Source organism: Micromonospora chokoriensis, assembly GCF_000718555.1.
Classification (GTDB): Bacteria; Actinomycetota; Actinomycetes; order Mycobacteriales; family Micromonosporaceae; genus Micromonospora; species Micromonospora chokoriensis_B.
On sequence record NZ_JOAN01000014.1, the window covers coordinates 158,467 to 178,431 of the forward strand.

Sequence of the window (19,965 nt, forward strand, 5' to 3'; positions counted from 1 at the left end):
CGTCCTTTCCGCCGAGCCAGCCCCTCGACGTGGTCGCCGCGCTCGTCGGTGGCCCGGCCGGTGCGTGCGGCCGCCGGCTCGATAATGGATGGATGCCGCTGCTCGTCGTACCCGCGCTGCCCGCCGGCAGCCTCGCCGCCCAGAAGCAACCCCACCTTCCGGTACGCCCCGGGCTGGCGCTGCGGCCGTGGCGTGACGACGACGCCCCGGCCGTGCGGGCTGCCTTCGACTGTCCGGTGATCCAGCGATGGCACGTGCGTCGTCTCGACAGCGACGACGAGGCACTGTCGTGGACAGCGCAGTGGGCCGGCCGGTGGCGCGACGAGAGCGCCGCCAGTTGGGCGCTCGTCGACGCCGACGACCGGCCCGTCGGTCAGGTGGGGTTGCGCGACGTGCTGCTGACCGAGGCGTCGGCGCAGGTGTCGTACTGGCTGGTGCCCGCCGCGCGCGGTCGAGGCCTCGCCACCGAGGCGCTGCTCGCCATGACCCGGTGGGCCTTCACCCGGGGCGGGTTCCACCGGCTGGCGCTGGAGCACTCGACCGGCAACGCGGCGTCCTGCCGGGTGGCCGGACGGGCCGGGTTCACCGAGGAGGGCGTGGCCCGAGGGTCGGTGCGCCACGCCGACGGCTGGCACGACATGCACCTGCACTCTCGGCTGGCGACGGGGGCTGAATCAGGAACCGACGGGGACGCTGGTGGTGGTTCCGTTGGCGTCGGTGACCCGTACGTCGGTGGCGGTCGCGGGTAGCAGCGCCGCGTCGCGGCCGGCGTCCTGCCATTGCCCTTCGCCGGCTCGGTAGCTCAGCGCCGAGCCCTCGGCGGCGACGACGACGCCTTGGTCGTCGGGCAGTCGTAGCCGCACCGGTAGTGGTGCTGTCCAGTCCGCGGTCGTGCTGGCCACCGCTTCGAAGGGGAGGTTGTTGCCGGCCAGCAGCGCGATGACGCGGGAAGGACCGTCGTCGTACTGGACGGTTTCCACGAGGAGCCGCCGACCGTCGGGGGTGACGCCGTAGACCCACAGCAGGGGAGAGCCATTGAGCGTGTGCGCTCCGGCCGGGTCGAGGTATTCGGCGAGGGCTTCGGTTGGCGCGTTCACCTCCTTGGCAGCCGGGTCGATGCCCCAGACCTGCTCCGCCCCGGGCAGCGTGCGCCGAATCAGCGGTGGTGCCGGCCGATCCTTGTTGCCGGGGAAGTAGATCTCGCTCGTACCGTCGATGTGAATCACGTTCTCCCGTCCAACGGGAGTACGGGAGAGCGCGACGGTGAGCTTCGTGCGCTGTGGCGGCACCGACAACACCGCCGCACCGTCTCGGAACACCACCGGCTCGAAGGTCCGCTCGACCTTGCCATCGGGCGCGTACCGCAGTTGCGGGGAGAACTCCGCCGGTTGCCCGAAGTCGAGCACAACAAGCACGTCGCGCTGGGATCCGAGCAGCGCCGCCTGCTCAAGGCCGTCTGTTTCGGTGTCGGTGACCTGCGTCAGAGTGCCGACGCGCGGACCGTCGGCGGTGGGTTTGACGAACCCCACCGTCATGCCGTGCACGGTGGCATGGGCGACGTAGGCGGCCGGGCCCGCAGGCGTATCTCCTGCCCACACGATGTTCGGCTCGCCGCGCGGCGGATCATCGGCCTGCTCCATGCCGCGCTGCCACACCTCGCGGACCTGCCGCAGATACCCTTCGTCGGTGGCCAGGTCACCGCGAGTGGGCTCGTCGAGCAGTGGTGAAGCGAGCTGTGTATCACCGGCGTTGCCGGGCAGGTCGAGGACGCCGGCCACGGGAACGGCCACCACGGCCGCGCAGACCGCCGCCAACACGGCCCGCCGACGGACCACCCGACGCCGTCCACCCCGACGCACCTCGGCGAGCAGACCCGGCGGGCTGACCAGGTCGTCCGTCGCGCGATGCAGGATGCCGCGCACGTCACTGTCGTTCATGGTCATCGCGAACTCCCGGTTCCAGTGATGGGCATGACGAGACTCGTTCCGGCCAGCGCCTCTCGCAGTCGAGCCAACCCACGCGAGGCGTGACTCTTCACCGCGCCCTCGGAGCACCCCATCGCCGCCGCGACGTCGACGACTGGCAGGTCCTCCAGGTAGCGGAGCACGACAGCGGCCCGCTGCCGGGCCGGCAGCGCCCGCAGCGCCCCGACGACCAACTCGCGAACCGCCACGGCCTCGGCGTGGTCCCGGGCTACCCCGTCGTGGTCACCCAACGCCTGCTCCGGACGCCGGGCCCGCCAACGCCACCGGTTGATCGACCGATTGACCAGCGCACGCCGCGCATACGCCTCGGGGCTGCTCTGCACCCGACGCCATCGCACATACACCTGCTCCAGCACCTCCTGAAGCAGGTCCTCCGCAGCGTGCCGGTCTCCGGTCAGCAGGAAGGCAACCCGCAACAGCACCGCCGACCGTGTGCGAACGAAGTCATCGAACTCCGTCCCACGCGAATCCCTCATCTGACCTCCCGGCCTCGTCAACCAACAAGACACCATGGGTGCCTGCGAGGTTTACCGGTGCAGAGTGCGCGTCGGCGATCCCGGGTGGCGGCACGGCGCATCGCGCGTGGCAATCGCGGCCAACCCGGACCCTCGGACGGCCTGCAGGGTGATCGGTGGGCGCTCAGACGGACGGCGTCACCGGGGACCACACGCCCATCCACTGTTCGGCGCCCCACGCCTCGTACCGTTGCACCTCGGTAAACCCCAGCTTCGCCGCGAGCCGCATCGCCCGGTCGTTGGCGATCTGGGTGCAGAGCACCACCGGCTCGCCGGGAAGCGCGTCGGCGAACCAGCCGAGCACCGCCGTGCACGCCTCGGCGGCGTACCCGCGTCCCCATGCCTCTGGCAGGAGCAGGTAGCCGAGCTCGGCCTCCGGGCGGTCGTGACTCCGACGCTCCGCGCCGCGCCGGTTGAGCTCGATGATGCCGATCATCGCTCCGTCGAGCTCGATCACGAAGAGGCCGAGACGCCTCGGGGGCGTCTCGGGCATTGCGCGCTCGCACTCATCACGCGCTCGTGGGCCGCCCAGGTACGTGCCCACCTCCGGTGAGGTGAACAGCTCGATGATCGCCGCCCGGTCTCGGGCCTCGGGCTCACGGAGCACCAGCCGTTCGGTCTTGATCGGGGCAGGTGGCCAGGCGATGGACCCAAGTTCAGTCATGGCGGGCAACCTATCGCCCGCCCCGTCGGCATCGGCTCAGCGGGCTTCAGCCCAGTCGACGAAACGCGGGGTCAGATCGGGCAGAGCGACATCCGGGTTGAGCTTGGTGAGATCGGCGGTGGCCTCCTCCTGGAGCTTCGCCAGGTGAACCAGCAGGCCCGGCCGATCATCGCGGTACTCGCCGAGGAGGCGCAGCTTCGCAGCCGAGCAGGGCCACAGGATGCCGCAGACCGGGCAGCGCCACGACGGCCGCAACGGAGAGTGCTTCGGACGTGCGGGCTGCCGTACCTTTTGCTCGTCCTGCACAACTCCCCCTCGTCGCAGCGCCGTCTACACCGCACTTTGCCGGGGGTTGCTGGACAAACACACAGCGTTATCTAATCTCTTCAGGGCAGCTCGTTTGTCCCGGGGGAGGGACGGCATGAATCACGCCTTTGTCGCAGCGCTGGCTGCGGCGGGTCACACCGCCGAGAGCCTCGCAGGTCAGCTCGGCGTGCACCCGAAGACCGTCGCCAGGTGGGCAAACCCGGGGCACATTCCACAGAGCCGACACCGTGCGACCGTCGCAGGATTGCTGGCAAAGGATGCCGACGCACTCTGGCCGGACGTGGTCCGTCGTCGCGAGCCGGTGTGGTTCCGGCCCTGGGTCGACCTCGAACGCGAGGCGGTGACGCTGCGGTCGTTCCAACTCGCCTGGGTACCCGGGTTGCTCCAAACCGAGGCGTACGCGCGGGCGACCCTGGCCGGCGGGGTGCTGACAGCGGAAGCGGTCGCCGAGTTCGCCGAGGCGCGCATCAGCCGGCAGGCGATTCTCGGTCGGGGCGGCGGACCACTGCTGATCGCCGTGCTGGACGAGGGGGTGCTGAGGCGGCGCGTCGGCGACGACCGCGCGCTGATGGCGGCGCAGCTCGCCCGCTTGGTCGGGCACGTCGAGACGGGCAGCGTGCAGCTGCACATCGTCCCGGCGGACGCGCCCAGCTACGCCGGGCTCGACGGACCGTTCACCATCGCGGACATGCCGGACGGGTCGCGGGTCGCGCACGTCGACAGCGCGGCGCAGGCGCAGATCCTCGATCAAACGTATGACCTTGTTAGCCTGGAACGACGGTGGGAGCGTATTCGCGGAGAGGCCCTGCCCCGAGGGCGTTCCTTGGAACTTCTCAGAGAAGCGGCAGCATCATGGACATGACCGGTGCGCGGTGGCGGAAGAGCACAAAGAGCGGCGGCAACGGTGGCGACTGTGTCGAGGTTGCCGACAACCTTCCGGGCGTGGTCCTCGTTCGCGATACGAAAGACCGCGACGGCGGCACGTTGACGTTCACCCCGCAGTCGTGGCATGGCTTCGTCGCGATGGCCCGCGACGCCGGCTGACCCACCACATCGCACGAAGGCTCCCGGCCAGCGCCGGGAGCCTTTCGCGTGGGCCGGGCCGACCAGGTAGTTGCCGCTTGATCAGCGGACGCTTGTGGGTTCGGCCCTGCTGCGTCGGGTGTTGCTCGTCGCCGAGCAGCCGCTGACCGATTTAGTAGGGCCGGAAATCGCCTGGCGGTCCGCGTACCGCTGATGGAAGGGTGACCGGCGTGACTGCGCATGTGCTGGCCGGAGCCCTGGCCGACGACGGACGGCGACGGATCTTCGCGGCGATCGTGCTGGGTGCGACCAGCGCGACCGAGGTCGCCGAGCGCGCCGGCCTGCCGGCGCGGGTGGTGCTCACCGGGATCCGCCGGCTCACCGACGCGGGCCTCGTCATCGACGCGGACGGCGTGCTCGCGGCCGACGAGGCGTCGTTGCGGGCAACCGCCCGCGACAGCCGCCCAGCCGACGCCGCCGAACCCGCCGCCGACCCGGTGCTGCGGACTTTCCTGCGTGCGGGTGTCCTGGTGAGTCTGCCGGCGCAGCCGAGCCGGCGGCGGGTGCTGCTCGTGCACATCGCCGAGCAGTCGTTCGAGCAGGGCATCCGCTATCCGGAGCGGGCCGTCGACGACGCGCTCAAGCCGTGGTGCGCCGCAGGCGGGTCGGATCACGCGACGCTACGCCGGTATCTGATCGACGAGCGGCTGCTCACCCGCGAGCACGGCATCTACCAGCGGCTCTGATCGTCCGCTGCGCGAACCGCCTCGGCGCATGGCCTCCTGCACGTCCACCGACGGCCCACCCAGCCCACGCCTCCACGATGGGTGTTCGCCTGAAGCGAGCCAACCAACCGCCTGTCGTCAAGCCTGGCCGAGGAGTTGACCACCGCGATCCGCGGCACGAGTGCCGCGTCGTCGTCGCCACCCACGCCTGGCAGCGGCTGCGGAACCTGGCCGACTGGCCGCGTCGGCGAGCCGCCGAGGTAATGCCGTTGACCGGGTGGTGATGATCAACAGATGACCATCACCGCCCGACCAGCCTGGACGACCTGTCTCAGCCGACCCGACCAGCCCGACGCGGTGCTCCTGCTGCGCGAGTACATGACCGAGATGGTGGTGCGCTACCACCGCCGCGCGGCCCTGCCCGGCGAGGTCGACGCGGCGCTGGCCGAGTTGCCCAGCGACGACCTGACCGACCCGAGCGGGCTGCTCCTGCTCGCTCACCACGATGGCGACCTGGCCGGCTGCGCCGGGCTGCGTTGGCAGCCGGGCTGGGCCGAGCTGACCCGGGTGTACGTCCGTCGCGAGCATCGTGGCGCCGGTGGGGGCGCCGCGCTGCTCGCTGCCGTCGAGGAGCAGGCCCGCGCTGCCGGGGCGGACCGGATCCGGCTGGACACCCGCAACGACCTGGTCGAGGCCCGCGCCCTGTACGCCCGGCACGGCTACCGGGAGATCCCGGCGTACTCGGAGGGCCCCTACGCCGAGCACTGGTTCGAGAAGCAGTTGACGTCGGCTCGCGGACGCGCTAAATAAGAAGAGGAAGTTGAGTCTCCCCGGCTCAACTCATCACCTTCGGCCAGGAGAACCGAGGAGGCATGACCATGTTGATGCGTACCGACCCGTTCCGCGAGATCGACCGACTCGCCGAGCAGTTCTTCGGTACGGCGGCCCGTCCCGCGATGATGCACCTGGACGCCTACCGCGACGGCGACCACTTCTACGCGGCGTTCGACCTGCCCGGCGTCGATCCAGACAGCATCGACTGCACCATCGAGCGCAACGTGCTCACCGTCCGCGCCGAGCGTCGCCGACCCGCCGGCGACGGCGTCGAGTTGGTCGCCGCCGAACGCCCGATGGGCACCTTCACCCGGCAACTGTTCCTTGGTGACACTCTGGACGCCGACAAGCTGGAGGCGGGCTACCAGGACGGGGTGCTGACGCTGCGCATCCCGGTCGCCGAGCGCGCCAAGCCTCGCCGGGTGACCATCAAGGCCAACGGCGACGGCCGTCGGCAGATCAACGCCTGATCCGCCACAGCGACGGGTGGGATCGGCGCGCCTGCACGCCGATCCCACCCGAGGCTGAGAGCCTTTTTCACATGGTGATCTCCAACGTTCCGGTGCTACCCCGTCCGTCCGCGCCACCAGCGCTGCCGAGCGGGCCGGTCGAGGTCACCGAGGCGTGGCTGCGTAACCGGCGGCTCTCCGAGCACACCCGCGACGCGTACCGGCGTGACGTCACCGGCTGGCTCGGCTGGTGCGTCGGCCGTGACCTGGACCCACTGCAAGCCACCTTCCTGCACGTCAACGAGTACGCCCGCGCCTTGGAAAGCAGCATCGGCGCGCACAGCGGCCGACCGCTGACCCCGGCGACCGTCGCGCGTCGACTCTCGGCGCTGTCCAGTTGGTACGACTTTCTCGTCAAGCTGGGCGCAGTGCCGGCCAACCCGGTCTCCGGTGCCGACCGACCGCGCGTCGACCGGGACCACTCCGCCACCGTCGGGCTCACCCCTGAGGAGGTGGACGCCCTGCTCAGCGCCGCCGACGCGGACACCGGCGCGACCGCCGCGCGCAACCGGGCGGCGATCGCGCTCCTCGCCGACCTGGGCCTGCGGGTGGGCGAGCTGATCTCGCTGGACCTGACCGACCTCGGCACCGAACGCGGCCACCGCAGCGTGCGCTTCGTCGGCAAGGGCGGCAAGCAGCGCCGCCGCGCACTCACCCCCGGCACCGCGTACGCCGTGGACGCCTACCTGGCCGAGCGGGCCGCCACCACCGGCGTACCGGTGCCGCAGCTGACCGGCCCGTTGCTGATCACCGCCAGCGGCGCCCGACTGGACCGGCACTCGGTGTTCCGGATGGTCCGCCGCCTCGCCCGCGCCGCCGGCATCCCCGCCTGGGCGAAGCTGTCACCGCACTCGCTGCGACACGCCTTCGCCACCACGGCCCGCTCGGAGGGCGTGCCGTTGGAGGACGTGCAGGACGCGATGGGGCACGCCGACCCCCGCACCACCCGCCGCTACGACCGGGACCGGCACAACCTCGACCGCGACCCGGCGTACGCGGTGTGGGCGGCCCGGTCGCGTCGCCGCAGCTGAAGGTCGTCGCGTCGTCACGCGTAGCCGAAGGTCTGCGTCCACAGCGGGCCGTAGCCCAGATGCACGCCGACGCCGATCTCGGAGAAGTCGGGGTGCAGGAGGTTGGCGCGATGCCCAGGGCTGTTCAGCCAGGCATGAATGACCTCGTGCGGCCGACGCTGCCCACCGGCGATATTCTCGCCGGCGGGATAGTCGTAGCCGTGGGCCCGCATCCGGTCGAAGGGCGTCCCGCCCTCCGGGTCGATGTGGGAGAAGAAGCGACGCCGCGCCATGTCGAGGCTGTGACTGCGGGCCGCCTGACGAAGCAGCTCGTTCATCTTCAGTGGGGGTACGCGAGCCCTGGCTCTGGCCTGATTGGTCAAGAGCACCACCGTGTCCTCAAGATGGCGCCGGTGGTTGTCCGGGCTGATGATGACCGCTGGCCGACCGGGTGACTCCCTTTCGGAACTGGCCAAGAGATAGTCGTCATCCTCATCCACGTCAGGACACCCCTTTCTGTGTCTCGTAGACCGATGATCCACTAGGGCGGGGATGCCCCTGCCCGCGGGCCCCAGCCGTGCGCTGACGGCAGAGTCAGCGCACGTCGAGGGGCCAGAGCGTGACGCGGGCGGTGCCGTCGCGGCAGATGAGACCGGTGCCGACCCGCCGGCAGTCGGTCAGGCCCGCCGGCAGCACCGCGGACACCCGGTGACCGTCGCGCCCCACCGTCGCGACCAGGGCACGCTTGCCGTCCGCCGCCATTCCCAGCAGCACCAGCGGTTCCGTGGCGATCCGTGGACCCGCCACGGAATGCCAGCGCGCGCCGGCCGACCACGTCCACACCCGCTCCCCGGTGCCCGCGTCGATCGCCCAGCGCCCGTGCTCGTCCTGCCCGCAGATCAGGCCCTGGCAGGAACGTAGGGTCAGCTCACCCGGCTGCACCGGAACCTGCCAGCGCGGTGTCAGCCCGGGCAGGTCGTACCCGGTCAGCGCCACCGCACCGCCGCTGGGGTGGCGCAGCACCAGGTGCCCGTCAGCGACCTGGGGGTTGTCCGGGCCGTAGTCGGCCGGCGGAAGCCGTCCCCGCCCATGCTCCGTGCCGTCGCGGGCGTCGAGCAGCCGGGCCATCCCGTCGTCCTGCACCAGCAGCAACCGCCCGGGGGTGCCGGGCAACACCCGCAGCACGGCGGTGGAGGGCACCGGGATCGACCAGCGCGTCGCGCCGGTGATCAGGTCGACGCCGTGCACCGTGCCCTCGACCCGCTGCCCCGGCTCGGAGGCGCTGCGGACCTCACTCACCGCGACCGCCGCGTCCCCGGCCGCGTACACCCGCTCGGGTCGACGCCATAGCGGCTGACCGGTCCGCGCCGACCGCGCGGTGGTCACCCGGGCCCCGCGCGCCTGATCGCGCTCGACGAGCAGCAGCAGGTCACCGGCTACCTCGGCGGACCACCCGACGGCAGGCGGCACGGTGACCTGCCATTGCGCCGGGCCGTGCGGCGCGGCCGAGTCGTAGGCGCTCAGCGTCGGCGGGTTCGTGCCGGGGTCGACGATCAACAGCAGCGGCCCAGCGCCGAACACGGTCGCCCGGGCGGGCACCGCGGGCCCGATCTGGGGCGTCAGGCGCGCGACCGGGGCCGCGCCACCGAGCAGAGCGCAGACCGCCACCAACGATGCCGCCCGCCAGCGGCGGGACACCCGCGGCGCTGGCCCCCGGTCGTCCAGGGGTGCGCCCCGGTCGTCACCCAGCTCGATCAGCACCGACACGGGTGGCCCGCCCATCCGCTCGCGCCGACCGGTCAGCAGAGCAGATCCAGATGCTGGTGGGCGTCCTCGGCGATCTCCTCGTGTCGCAACCAGCGCCGCGCCCACAGTCGGGCGGCCAACTCCGCCTGCTCGTCACCCCACGCGGCGTGCTCGACGAGCAACGCGGCGCTCAGCGCGTACGCCAGGCGCAGCGCCAGCCCACGGGCACCCGCGAGCACCGTCGGCGCACCCGGGTCAGCGGTCACCGCGGTGATGGTGTCGCCCAGCTGCCCGGCGGCAGCGGCCAAGGTATCGGCCAGCACCGGCGACAGCGGCCGAGCCAGGTCGACGGCGGCGGCGAGGCGGCTCAGCAGCGGCGCCCCGGCGTCCTCCCGGGTCAGCGCGCGCAGCACGTCCAGGGCCAGCACGTTGGTGGTGCCCTCCCAGATCGGCAGCACCTGGGCGTCACGCAGCAGCCGGGGCACGCCGGTGTCCTCCACGTAGCCGGCCCCGCCGAAGCTCTCCACGTACTCACTGGCGGAGCTGACGGCGAGCCGACCGGTCGCCAGCTTCGCCAACGGCGCCACGATGCGCAGCTCCGCCGCGGCCTGCGGGTCGGCGCCGACCTCGACCCGCCCGAGTAGGGCGAACGCGTGCCCAGCCAGGGCGAACGCGCCCGCCGCGTCGACCGCGAGGGTGCCCAGGGTGGCCCGGTGCAGGGGCGAGGACGCCAGCGGGCCGCCAGCGACGTGCCGCACGTCGGCGTACGCGCGGGCGTAGGCGAGACCACGTCGCATCCCACCGGCGGCCGCGGCGGCGTTGTGCACCCGGGTCACCACGACCAGGGTCATCGCCCGGACCAGACCGGGCACACCCGGGTCGCCCAACGGCAGCGCGTACGCGTCGCGCAGACCGATCTCGGCGGTGGGCAGCGCCCGGGTGCCGAGCTTGTCCTTGAGGCGGTGCACCGTGACACCCGGTGCGGGTGCGCCGGGCGCCGTGGCGTCGGCCAACGGTGAGTCGACCGCGTACCGGGGGACGAGGAACGGGGCGAGCACCCGGCTGCCCCGGCCGGCGCCCTCCGGTCGGGCCAGCGCCACCGCCATCGCCGCGTCGGCGGCGGAGCAGAACCACTTCTCCCCGGTCAGCCGCCACGAGCCATCCGCCGCGGGTCGGCCGAGGGTGCTGGATCGGCCCAGGTCGGAGCCGCCCTGTGCCTCGGTCATCCACTGCCCGCTGGTGATCGCCGTGGCCGGGTCGGTGGAGATCAGCCGAGGCAGCCACGCGTCGCGGACCGTGGCGTCGACGTCGGGCGTGCTGAGCAGCGCCGCTGCCCCGTCGGCCATCGCCACCGGGCAGGAGAACGTCGCCGACTCCGGCCCGTACAGGTGCAGTAGAGCGTGTTGCACGACCCGCGCGGCGGCACCCCAGGTGCCCCGGGCGTCCGGCAGGTAGGGCAGCGCGACCACGGCGTGTCGGGCGGCGGCGGCGCGCTGCGCCTGCCAGCCGGCGGAGGTGTCGATGCGGTCGATCCGGGCACCCCACGGGTCGTAGCGGACCAGCGTCGGCGGGTGCGCCTCCGCGTCGGCGTGCGCCGCGCGCAGCGGCCCGGTGACGTCGGCGGCCAGGTCCGCGAGACGGCCCTTCGCGGCGGCGTGCCCGCCCGGGCCGAGGTGGCGCTCCAGCCAGGACCGCAGCAGGCCATCACCGGCGTACGGGTCGACGGGGGGTGGTACCGGCTGCACGAAGCGGCTCATCGATCGGCTCCTGGCACTGCTCGGGGGGTGTGCGCCGACGGTAGACGATGCGTGGCCGCCGCGAACAGGGCACACGCGCCCATTGGGCGCACCCAGTTTCCGGCTTGTCGCCCATCGGTGCGAGCGTGTTCTCTACGGTCGGTAGTCGTGGGTGCCGGCCAGCCATGGAGCCGACCGGCCCGGCGTCACCGCCCGATGCGCACCGGGTTGGCGTTCGCCGGGTTCGGCGTGGCCCTGTGCTGCGTCGGGGTGGCCGGGTTGGGCGCCTGGAACCTGCAGACCGTCCGGCAGGCCACTGGCCCGATCCGGGAGACGGCCGACGGTTTCCTCAGCGAGGTGTCCCTCGGTGACAGCGACCGGGCGTACGAACGGCTCTGCGAGGACGCCCGCAGTCGGTGGAGCGCGATCGGCTTCACCAGTTGGGTGCGGACGCCGCCGATGGTCACCGGTTACGAGATCACCGACGTGTCGGTGGCCACCCGCAGCGGGAAGCCGCAAGGCACGGTGACCGTGAAGGTCACCCGCTCCGGCGGGCTCAGCGAGGAACGTCGTCTGCCGGTGGTCCGCGAGGGCGGGGACTGGCGGGTGTGCGGTGACCCCTTCTGATCCACCGGCGGTCACCCCGGCGCGTCCCTGGTTGCTGCGACCACGTCAGGGGGTGCAGCCGACCACCTCGACGGAACTCTTCTTCGACCTCGTCTTCATCTTCACCATCACCCAGTTGTCGCACTACCTGATCGAGCACCCGGACTGGCGTGGCGCCGCGCGTACCGCCCTGTTGCTGGCGCTGGTCTGGTTCGTCTGGATCTACACCACCTGGCTGACCAACTGGCTGCAACCGGACCAGGGACCGGTACGGGCGATGTTGATCGGGGTGACGCTGGGCAGCCTGTCGTTGTCGGCGGCGATCCCGCAGGCGTTCGCCCAGACCGGCCTGCTCTTCGCGGTGGTCTACGTAATCGTGCAGGTGGGCCGCACCGTGTTCGCGTTGTGGGCGGTGCAGGGCAGTCCGTGGTTGGTCGCCGGATTTCAGCAGTCACTACCGTGGATCGCCGGGACGTCGGTGCTCGTGGTGCTCGGCGGCCTGGCCGACGGGACCGCCCGGCCGGCGGTGTGGGCGGCGGTGATCGTGATCGAGGTGGTCGGCCTCGCGATCGGCTACCCGCTGCCGAGGCGGGGACGCAGCCGCCCCGAGCGGTGGATGGTGGAGGGTGGGCACCTCGCCGAGCGGTCCGCGGCGTTCGTTCTGATCGCGCTGGGCGAGTCGATCCTGGTCACCGGCAGCACCCTCACCGAGCACGTGGACCTGATGACGTTCGCCGCGTTCCTGGTGGCATTCGCCGGGTCGGTGGCGCTGTGGTGGGTGTACTTCGCCCGGTCGGCCTCGGCCGCCACGGAGGTCATCGCCCACGCCGGTGAGCGCACCGGCGCGTTGAGCCGGGTCGCGTTCAACTTCCTGCACCCGATGATCGTCGCCGGCGTGATCGTCACCTCGGCGGGCGACGAGCGGTTACTGCGCGAGCCCGGCGCGCCGGCCACCACGGTCGCCGCGCTGTTCACCCTGGGTGGCCCGGCACTGTTCCTCGCCGGGCACGCCGCCTACCAGACGCTGCTCTGGCGAACCCTGCCGACCAGCCGGATCACCGCGGCGGTGGTGCTGCTCGCGCTGGTGCCGGTCTGCGTGGGGCTGGGGGTGCCCGTCGCGGCCTGCGCCACGCTGGCGTTGGCGGTGACCGTCGCGGTCATCCTGACCGACCGGTTCCGGTCACTGGCGGGTGTGCGATGACCCGCTCCTCGCCGGGTGCCCGGCACCTAGTCGCGGGGGCCGAGGTCGCCGCTGCGGTAGTGCCGGCGGCAGAGCACCTGGTAGCGCACCTCGGCGGTCTGGACGGTGTCGCCGATGACGACCTGGGCGCCCTCGCGCACGACCTGCCCGTCGACGACGCGGGCGTTGAGCAGCCCTTCGCGGCCGCACCAGCAGAGCACCTCGACCTGGATGCGGGCCACCTCGTCGGCCAGCTCGAACAGCCGCTGCGCGGCCGGGAACAGCCGGGACCGGAAGTCGGTGGCCAGGCCGAACGCGAACACGTCGACGTCGTAGCTGTCGACCAACTCGGCCATCTGCTCCACGTGCTCGACGGTGTAGAAGCACGCCTCGTCGCAGATCAGGTAGTCGACGCGTACCCCGTCGGCCCACCGGCCGCGCACCAAGGCCCGCAGGTCCAGGTCGTCGGTGACCTCGATGGCCTCGTGGGCCAGGCCGATGCGGGTGGTGACCTGCGGCCCCAACGACCGGTCGATGCGGGTGGTGACCAGCCCGCGTCGGCCCTGCCGGGCGTGGTTGTAGTTCATCTGCAACGCCATGGTCGACTTGCCGCAGTCCATCGGACCCCAGAAGAACTTCAACGCCGCCGCGTGCACCGGACGCCCGTCGAGCCCACGTGCGGCCGCGCACCCGGCCGGCGCGTGTGGCTGGCCGGGGAACGGGTGGGCCAGGCAGGTCGGGGCGGTGGCGTCGTCGTCGGTCACGGTCGGGCAGCCTAGCCCATTGACCGGCTCGGATCGGCCGGGCGCGGGTGGCGTGCTCAGAGCACCCGGGGTGGCGTGTTGCCTGCGGCGACGATGGCACGGCGGATCGGCACGGCGGCGAGGAGCAGGAACCCGACCACGAAGAAGATCAGCAGTGAGACCAGGCCCACCCGGTACGAGGCGGTGAGCTGGAACACCAGGCCGAAGGCGAGCGGGCCGAGCCAGCTGGTGCCCTTGTCGCTGATCTCGTAGAAGCCGTAGTACTCGCCTTCCTTCCCGGCCGGGATGAGCTGGCTGAACAGTGATCGGCTCAGCGCCTGGCTGCCGCCGAGGACCAGGCCGATGGCCGCGCCGAGGATCATGAACGGCACCGGCGCCTCGGCCGGCAGCCGGAACGCGCCGATGATCACACCGGTCCAGAGCACCAGGCTCAGCAGCACGGTCTTCCAGGCGCCGATGCGCTTGGCCAGCGCGCCGAGGCTCAACGCGCCGCCGAAGGCGAGGAACTGCACCAGCAGGATGGTGATGATCAGGGTGCTCTGCTCCAGGCGCAGCTCTTCGGTGCCGTACTGGCTGGCCAGGGTGATGACGGTCTGGATGCCGTCGTTGTAGACCAGGAACGCCAGCAGGAAGAACAGCGTCAGCGGGTACGCCTTGACCTCGCGCAGGGTGCCGGCGAGTTGCCGGAACCCGTCGGTGACCACGTTGCCGCCGCCGGCCAGGGCCGCGACGCTGGGGCGCTCCCGCAGCCAGCGCAGCGGCACCAGCGTGAACAACGCCCACCAGACTCCGGCGGAGACGATCGACCAGCGCGCCAGGTCGAGGGTGCGCTGCGGGTTGTCACCCTCGTCGAGCAGGGTGATCGCGACGAGGTTGAGCGCCAGCAGCAGACCGCCGCCGAGGTAGCCCAGCGCCCAGCCGCGGCTGGAGATGCCGTCGCGTTCGTCGGGGCCGCCAAGCTGCGGCAGGAACGAGTTGTAGACCACGATCGCCGCGCCGAAGGAGATGTTGGCGACCAGGAACAGCGCCCCGCCCAGCAGGTAGCGGTCGCCGGTGACGAAGGCCATCGCGATGGTCGCGCCAGCGCCGGTGAACGCGGCGCCGCCGAGCAGTCGCTTCTTGTGCGCCGACCGGTCGGCGATCGCCCCGATCACCGGCAGCACGAACACGGTGAGAAACACCGACAGCGAGATCAGATACGGGTAGTACGACCCGGCCGCGACCTTGATACCCAGCGGGTACACGTATCCGTCGCAGGTGTCCGCGCCCAGCTCGCAGCCGGCCGCCAGCTCGGCGACGGTGGTGAGGAACGGGCCGAGGAACACGGTGATGACCGTGGTCTGGAACGCGGAGTTCGCCCAGTCGTAGATGTACCAGCCGCGGCGCTCGCGGCGGGTGCTCGCCGGGGGCGGGGCGTCGGTCACCGTGGGGGGCACGGTCTCGGCCATCGGGGGTCCTTCGATGCCTCAGGCGGCCCAGTGGCCGCGGCTGCGGTAGACGTCGCGCAGCACGCCGACGTGATCGGTCATGATGCCATCCACGCCACGATCCAGTAAGTCGTGCATCTGGGCGGGATCGTCGATCGTCCAGACGTGCACCTGAAGGCCGATGCGGTGGCAGTAGTCGAGGAACCGGCGGTCCACCACCGGCACCCGCCCGTAGCGCGGCGGCACCTGCGCGGCGACCACCGACGGCGGCAGCCGCAGCGGACGCCCGTGCAGGGAGGCGAGCCGCAGCCGGGCGACGCCGCGCATGCCGAGGCTGGTGGCGACCCGTCCGCCGGTGAGCGCGCGCAGCCGGGTCAGCCGGGCGTCGCTGAACGAGGCGAGCAGCACCCGATCCCCGGCGCCGACCCGGGTCACGGTGGCGACGGTCGGCTCGACGCCGCCGTCGGCCTTCACGTCGATGTTGAAGCGGACCTGCGGCCAGGCGTCCAACACCTCATCGAGGCGGGGTACGACGGCAGCGCCGCCGACGCGTACCGAGGCGAGGTCGGCCCAGCTCATCTCGGCGATGCGCCCCGCCTCACCGGTCACCCGGCGCAGCGTCGGGTCGTGGAAGATCACCGCCACGCCGTCCGCGGTGGCGTGCACGTCGGTCTCCACGTACCGGTAGCCCAGGCCGATGGCACGGGCGAACGCCTCGGTGGTGTTCTCGTCGCCCTCGGCGGCGCCGCCACGGTGGGCGAACGCCAGCGGCGCGGGCGCGTCGAGGTAGCCGAATCGGGTCAGCACGCGACGCAGTATGCCCTCGGTTGGTGGCCGGCGGGTGGCCGGTGGGCGTCTGTCGCCCGCCGGCGCCGCCGTTGTCGTCGGGGGCGGGTCAGCTCCAGTCGGTCTGGTAGCCGTCGTGGCGCAACAGGTCCAGCAGTTCGGCGTCGCTGGGCCGGTGCACGCGGGTGAGCGCGGCGGTCAGCTCGTCGACTCCGACCGGGTCCGGCCCCTGCACCTCGATCGCCCGTACCTTGGCTCCATCGGTGCGATAGAGGGCGATGGACGGGTCGCTGTTGTCGGTGTCGTGGGTCACGATCAGCGTGCTCCCGCCGCTGAGGTCGGTGCAGGTACGCACCCGCGGCGAGCCGCAGTCGACGCCTGCGGGTAGCCCTCTGGCGGGTTGCGGCACGCGCAGCCGCCAGAGCACAGGCACGGTCCGGCCATCGGCGGTGCGCAGCTGGTAGGCGATGTCGAGGCCGCCGCGCTCAAGCCAGCCGACGGTGCCGGGCCCGGTCACGTCGTCGGGGATCAGCAGCTGATCCCGCGGCCACGGTGACAGTCTGGTCAGGTCGGCGAGGTCCCGTTGGTTCTTGGCGTGGTGGTGCTCGATCCGCAGACCGGCGTAGCCGATCCCGCCGACGACGAGGAGTAGCACTGCGGCGAGGACGAGACGACGGCGCGACACCTGATCATTGTCCCGGTCGCCCGTACGGCTCAGGTGCCCGGGCGGGAGCACGCCGCTCAGGCTGAGTGACGGCGGTGCACGCGAGTGAGGTCGGTGGGGCGGCCCGGGTCGACGTGGTGGGGCAGGTCGGGCTCGTCGGGGCGTAGCGGCGCCAGGGTGTCGGTGAGCGCGTCGATGATCCGACTGGTGGCCCGGCGGGCGGCGCCAGGGCTGTCGGCGGTGGTCTCGCCCAGGTCGACGGGGGCGCCGAAGTGCACCCGGATCACCGGGCGGCGCCACAGTGACCGAGCGATGCCGCGCAGCATTCCCCGGGGCGCCTGGTAGGGCAACACCTCGTGGGTACCCCACTGGGCGACCGGGACGACCGGTGCGCCGCAGGCCAGGGCGAGCCGGGCGGCGCCGGTCTTGCCGCGTTCGGGCCACAGGCCGGGGTCCAGGCTGATGCGCCCCTCGGGGTAGATGAGGATCACCGAGCCGTGGGCGACGGCCGCGGCGGCGTCGTCGAGGGCCCGGTGCACGGCGCTGGTGCCCCGGTCGACCCGGATGTGCCCGGCGTGGCGCATGGCGGCACCGAACACCGGGACGCGGAACAGTCCGGCGGTCGCCATGATCCGGGGTGCGATGCCGCGGGTCTGGCAGGCGGCGGCCATCACCACCGGGTCGAACGGGCTGATGTGGTTGGCGGCCAGCACCAGCGGGCCGCGACGAAGGTGCGCCGGGACGTCTCCGGTGACCTCGAGGCGGGCGAGCAGGCTGACCAGGCCACGGGCCAGCAGCAGGGCGGCGCGCCAGATCAGCGGCGGCTGCCAGGTGGTGTGTGCGGTGTTCATCAGCGCGCCATCGTCGCACGCGGCGGCGGGGCCGCGAGGGCGGGTCGGGTGATCAGGGTCATTGGTCCCGGGTCGTTTCGGGCCACCCGGCCCTGCCCTTTTCTCTACGACGAGCAGTAGTATTTACTACGTCTCGTAGTACGGATGGCTGGGGGTTTTCAGGTGGACGCGTTGGACGTTGCCCGCTGGCAGTTCGGTGTCACCACCGTCTACCACTTCCTCTTCGTGCCGCTGACCATCGGCCTGTCCGTGCTGGTGGCCATCCTGCAGACGATGTGGCACCGCACCGGCAACGAGCGCTACCTCAAGCTCACCAAGTTCTACGGCAAGCTGTTCCTGATCAATTTTGCCATGGGCGTGGTCACCGGCATCGTGCAGGAGTTCCAGTTCGGCATGAACTGGAGCGACTACTCCCGCTTCGTGGGCGACATCTTCGGCGCACCCCTGGCCATCGAGGCGCTTGTCGCGTTCTTCCTCGAATCCACCTTCATCGGCCTATGGATCTTCGGCTGGGACCGGCTGCCCAAGCGCGCGCACCTGGCCAGCATCTGGGCCGCCGCGATCGGCACCAACCTCAGCGCGTACTTCATCCTCGCCGCGAACTCGTTCATGCAGAACCCGGTCGGCTACCGGATCAACCCGGACAGCGGACGCGCCGAGCTGACCGACTTCCCAGCCGTGCTGACCAACAAGGTCGCCCTGATCACCTTCCCGCACACCCTGGCCGGCTCCTTCCTGGTCGCCGGGTCGCTGGTCGTCGCGGTCGGCCTGTACCACGTGATCCGCAACCCCGGTTCGGCCGACACCGGCGCGTACCGCTTCGCCACCAAGTTCGGCTCCTGGGTCGTCCTGGTCGCCTCCGCCGCCGTGCTGTTCACCGGCGACATCCAGGGCAAGATCATGACGGACGTGCAGCCGATGAAGATGGCCGCCGCCGAGGGCCTCTACACCACCGAGAGCCCCGCCTCATTCTCCGTGCTCACCATCGGCAGCCTCGACGGCAGCCGCGAGGTGTTCGCCCTCAAGATCCCGTACCTGCTGTCGTACCTGGGCACCGGCGACCCGCACGGCACCGTGCAGGGCATCGACGACCTCCAGGCCCAGTACGCCACCCAGTACGGTGCCGGCAGCTACACCCCGATCATCCCGGTCACCTACTGGAGCTTCCGCTTCATGATCGCCTTCGGGATGGCGGCCGGCGCGATCGCCCTGCTGGTGCTCTGGAGCCAGCGCAAGGGCCGCACCCCCAGTAGCAAGTGGCTGCTGCGCGCCGGGCTGGCCATGCCGGTGCTGCCCCTGCTGGCCAACTCCTTCGGCTGGATCTTCACGGAGATGGGCCGCCAGCCGTGGATCGTCTTCGGCGAGATGCTCACCCGCAACGGGGTGTCGCGCAGCGTCTCGCTGGCCGAGGTGCTTACCTCCTTCGCCGCCTTCACGCTGATCTACGCCACCCTCGCCGTGATCGAGGTCAAGCTCCTGCTGCGCTACGCCAAGGCGGGCGTGCCCGACGTCAGCGAGCAACCCCCCACCGACGACACCGACGACGCCGAGCGCCCGCTCGCCTTCGCCTACTGATCCCGGAGCCCATCGTGGAACTGACCACCATCTGGTTTCTCCTCGTCGCCGTGCTGTTCACCGGGTACTTCATCCTGGAGGGCTTCGACTTCGGCGTCGGCATGCTGCTGCCCGTGCTCGGCCGCGACGACCGGGAACGCCGCGTCCTGATCAACACCATCGGCCCGGTCTGGGACGGCAACGAGGTGTGGCTGATCACCGCCGGTGGCGCCATGTTCGCCGCGTTCCCCGAGTGGTACGCCACCCTGTTCTCCGGCTTCTACCTACCGCTGCTGCTGATCCTGCTGGCCCTGATCGCCCGAGGGGTCGCCTTCGAATACCGGCACAAGCGCCCCGAGGCGTCCTGGAAGCGCCGCTGGGACACGGCGATCGTGGTCGGCTCGCTGCTGCCGGCGATCCTGTGGGGCGTCGCCTTCGCCAACATCCTGCGCGGCGTGCCACTGGACGCCGACCACGAGTACGTCGGTGGCCTGCTGAACCTGCTCAACCCGTACGCCCTGCTCGGTGGTGCGACCACCCTCGCGCTGTTCCTCACCCACGGCGCGGTGTTCCTCGCCCTGAAGACCACCGGTGACATCCGCGAGCGCGCGGGCGCGCTCGCCGTGCGCCTCGGTGTCGGCGCCGCCGTGCTCGCGGTCGGATTCCTCACCTGGACGCTGAGCATCCGCTCCAGCGCCGCCGCCGTCGTGCTCGCCGTCGGCGCGGCCCTCGCCCTGCTCGGTGGCCTCGCCGCCGCCCGGGTACGCCGGGAGGGCTGGGCGTTCACCGGCACCGCCGTGGCGATCGGCCTGGCCGTGGCGACCCTGTTCGCGGCGCTGTTCCCGAACGTGCTGCCCTCCACCCTGGACACCGCCGGCACGCTGACGGCCACCAACGCCGCCTCCACCCCGTACACCCTGAAGATCATGACCTGGGTGGCGGTGATCTTCACACCGGTGGTGCTGGCCTACCAGGGGTGGACGTACTGGGTGTTCCGCAAGCGCATCGGCGTAGCCAACATCCCCCAGCACTGACCCCCCACCCGCCCCTGCCTCCCGC

General features: G+C 71.6%; 24 protein-coding genes. 12 read left to right on the plus strand and 12 right to left on the minus strand.

Annotation, left to right across the window (positions count from 1 at the left end):
* Nucleotides 1–92: 92 nt before the first annotated feature.
* The gene (locus IF46_RS0119685) at nucleotides 93–749 is read left to right on the plus strand and encodes a GNAT family N-acetyltransferase (RefSeq protein ID WP_084597959.1); all 657 of its coding nucleotides are present in this window, start codon (nucleotides 93–95) and stop codon (nucleotides 747–749) included.
* Here IF46_RS0119685 and IF46_RS0119690 read toward each other — a convergent pair.
* The 4 genes from IF46_RS0119690 to IF46_RS0119705 form a co-directional block, all read right to left on the minus strand.
* A complete protein-coding gene (locus tag IF46_RS0119690) occupies nucleotides 675–1,943 on the minus strand; it encodes a hypothetical protein (RefSeq protein WP_157563178.1) in 1,269 nt (422 codons plus the stop codon). The genes IF46_RS0119685 and IF46_RS0119690 overlap by 75 nt on opposite strands.
* Nucleotides 1,940–2,461 (minus strand): SigE family RNA polymerase sigma factor, encoded by a 522-nt coding sequence (locus IF46_RS0119695; protein WP_036392601.1) that lies wholly within the window; start codon nucleotides 2,459–2,461, stop codon nucleotides 1,940–1,942. The genes IF46_RS0119690 and IF46_RS0119695 overlap by 4 nt, the downstream gene beginning before the upstream one ends.
* A 163-nt stretch (nucleotides 2,462–2,624) precedes the next feature.
* The gene (locus tag IF46_RS0119700) at nucleotides 2,625–3,164 is read right to left on the minus strand and encodes a GNAT family N-acetyltransferase (protein WP_030489818.1); all 540 of its coding nucleotides are present in this window, start codon (nucleotides 3,162–3,164) and stop codon (nucleotides 2,625–2,627) included.
* Nucleotides 3,165–3,200: 36 nt separating this feature from the next.
* Nucleotides 3,201–3,470 carry a hypothetical protein gene (locus IF46_RS0119705; RefSeq protein ID WP_051724014.1) on the minus strand — a complete coding sequence of 90 codons (270 nt, stop codon included), beginning with the start codon at nucleotides 3,468–3,470 and terminating at the stop codon, nucleotides 3,201–3,203.
* Between the two features lie 115 nt (nucleotides 3,471–3,585).
* Here IF46_RS0119705 and IF46_RS0119710 point away from each other — a divergent pair, with 115 nt between their 5' ends.
* The 7 genes from IF46_RS0119710 (at nucleotide 3,586) to IF46_RS0119735 (ending at nucleotide 7,613) form a co-directional block, all read left to right on the plus strand.
* Entirely contained in the window at nucleotides 3,586–4,353 is a 768-nt protein-coding gene (locus IF46_RS0119710; protein WP_030489820.1) for a DUF5753 domain-containing protein, read from the plus strand.
* The gene (locus IF46_RS0119715) at nucleotides 4,344–4,535 is read left to right on the plus strand and encodes a DUF397 domain-containing protein (RefSeq protein ID WP_030489821.1); all 192 of its coding nucleotides are present in this window, start codon (nucleotides 4,344–4,346) and stop codon (nucleotides 4,533–4,535) included. The genes IF46_RS0119710 and IF46_RS0119715 overlap by 10 nt, the downstream gene beginning before the upstream one ends.
* 70 nt (nucleotides 4,536–4,605) lie before the next feature.
* Nucleotides 4,606–4,728 carry a hypothetical protein gene (locus IF46_RS35535; protein WP_269639522.1) on the plus strand — a complete coding sequence of 41 codons (123 nt, stop codon included), beginning with the start codon at nucleotides 4,606–4,608 and terminating at the stop codon, nucleotides 4,726–4,728.
* 16 nt (nucleotides 4,729–4,744) lie between these two features.
* A complete protein-coding gene (locus IF46_RS0119720; protein ID WP_030489822.1) occupies nucleotides 4,745–5,260 on the plus strand; it encodes a DUF2087 domain-containing protein in 516 nt (171 codons plus the stop codon).
* A gap of 273 nt (nucleotides 5,261–5,533) precedes the next feature.
* Nucleotides 5,534–6,049, plus strand: a complete 516-nt coding sequence (locus tag IF46_RS0119725; protein ID WP_030489823.1) for a GNAT family N-acetyltransferase — start codon at nucleotides 5,534–5,536, stop codon at nucleotides 6,047–6,049.
* A gap of 68 nt (nucleotides 6,050–6,117) precedes the next feature.
* Nucleotides 6,118–6,543 (plus strand): Hsp20/alpha crystallin family protein, encoded by a 426-nt coding sequence (locus IF46_RS0119730; protein ID WP_030489824.1) that lies wholly within the window; start codon nucleotides 6,118–6,120, stop codon nucleotides 6,541–6,543.
* 71 nt (nucleotides 6,544–6,614) lie between these two features.
* Entirely contained in the window at nucleotides 6,615–7,613 is a 999-nt protein-coding gene (locus IF46_RS0119735) for a tyrosine-type recombinase/integrase (protein ID WP_030489825.1), read from the plus strand.
* A gap of 14 nt (nucleotides 7,614–7,627) precedes the next feature.
* On the opposite strand, the gene IF46_RS0119740 is transcribed toward IF46_RS0119735, so the two are convergent.
* The 3 genes from IF46_RS0119740 to IF46_RS0119750 are packed head-to-tail and all read right to left on the minus strand — an operon-like array spanning nucleotide 7,628 to nucleotide 11,095.
* Nucleotides 7,628–8,134: a CAP domain-containing protein gene (locus IF46_RS0119740; RefSeq protein ID WP_332261498.1), complete on the minus strand. Its 507-nt coding sequence runs from the start codon at nucleotides 8,132–8,134 to the stop codon at nucleotides 7,628–7,630.
* Between the two features lie 52 nt (nucleotides 8,135–8,186).
* Nucleotides 8,187–9,374, minus strand: coding sequence for a PQQ-binding-like beta-propeller repeat protein (locus IF46_RS0119745; protein ID WP_157563181.1), 1,188 nt, complete (start codon nucleotides 9,372–9,374; stop codon nucleotides 8,187–8,189).
* Between the two features lie 17 nt (nucleotides 9,375–9,391).
* Nucleotides 9,392–11,095 (minus strand): acyl-CoA dehydrogenase family protein, encoded by a 1,704-nt coding sequence (locus IF46_RS0119750; RefSeq protein WP_030489828.1) that lies wholly within the window; start codon nucleotides 11,093–11,095, stop codon nucleotides 9,392–9,394.
* Between the two features lie 147 nt (nucleotides 11,096–11,242).
* Between IF46_RS0119750 and IF46_RS0119755 the strand changes: the two genes are divergently transcribed.
* Complete coding sequence (locus IF46_RS0119755; protein WP_030489829.1) at nucleotides 11,243–11,701, plus strand: hypothetical protein; 459 nt, start codon at nucleotides 11,243–11,245, stop codon at nucleotides 11,699–11,701.
* The gene (locus tag IF46_RS0119760; protein ID WP_084597961.1) at nucleotides 11,688–12,881 is read left to right on the plus strand and encodes a low temperature requirement protein A; all 1,194 of its coding nucleotides are present in this window, start codon (nucleotides 11,688–11,690) and stop codon (nucleotides 12,879–12,881) included. The genes IF46_RS0119755 and IF46_RS0119760 overlap by 14 nt, the downstream gene beginning before the upstream one ends.
* 26 nt (nucleotides 12,882–12,907) lie before the next feature.
* On the opposite strand, the gene IF46_RS0119765 is transcribed toward IF46_RS0119760, so the two are convergent.
* The 5 genes from IF46_RS0119765 to IF46_RS0119785 form a co-directional block, all read right to left on the minus strand.
* Nucleotides 12,908–13,624, minus strand: coding sequence for a thymidine kinase (locus IF46_RS0119765; protein WP_030489831.1), 717 nt, complete (start codon nucleotides 13,622–13,624; stop codon nucleotides 12,908–12,910).
* A gap of 56 nt (nucleotides 13,625–13,680) precedes the next feature.
* Complete coding sequence (locus tag IF46_RS0119770) at nucleotides 13,681–15,072, minus strand: MFS transporter (protein ID WP_030489832.1); 1,392 nt, start codon at nucleotides 15,070–15,072, stop codon at nucleotides 13,681–13,683.
* Nucleotides 15,073–15,090: 18 nt separating this feature from the next.
* Nucleotides 15,091–15,858, minus strand: a complete 768-nt coding sequence (locus IF46_RS0119775) for a glycerophosphodiester phosphodiesterase (RefSeq protein ID WP_030489833.1) — start codon at nucleotides 15,856–15,858, stop codon at nucleotides 15,091–15,093.
* 88 nt (nucleotides 15,859–15,946) lie between these two features.
* Nucleotides 15,947–16,522 (minus strand): hypothetical protein, encoded by a 576-nt coding sequence (locus tag IF46_RS0119780; protein ID WP_157563184.1) that lies wholly within the window; start codon nucleotides 16,520–16,522, stop codon nucleotides 15,947–15,949.
* A 56-nt stretch (nucleotides 16,523–16,578) separates the two neighbouring features.
* On the minus strand, nucleotides 16,579–17,352 hold the full coding sequence (locus tag IF46_RS0119785) for a lysophospholipid acyltransferase family protein (RefSeq protein WP_030489835.1): 774 nt from the start codon (nucleotides 17,350–17,352) through the stop codon (nucleotides 16,579–16,581).
* Between the two features lie 162 nt (nucleotides 17,353–17,514).
* Here IF46_RS0119785 and IF46_RS0119790 point away from each other — a divergent pair, with 162 nt between their 5' ends.
* The gene (locus tag IF46_RS0119790) at nucleotides 17,515–18,927 is read left to right on the plus strand and encodes a cytochrome ubiquinol oxidase subunit I (RefSeq protein ID WP_030489836.1); all 1,413 of its coding nucleotides are present in this window, start codon (nucleotides 17,515–17,517) and stop codon (nucleotides 18,925–18,927) included.
* Nucleotides 18,928–18,941: 14 nt separating this feature from the next.
* Entirely contained in the window at nucleotides 18,942–19,940 is a 999-nt protein-coding gene (gene cydB, locus IF46_RS0119795) for a cytochrome d ubiquinol oxidase subunit II (protein ID WP_030489837.1), read from the plus strand.
* The last annotated feature ends 25 nt before the right edge of the window (nucleotides 19,941–19,965 follow it).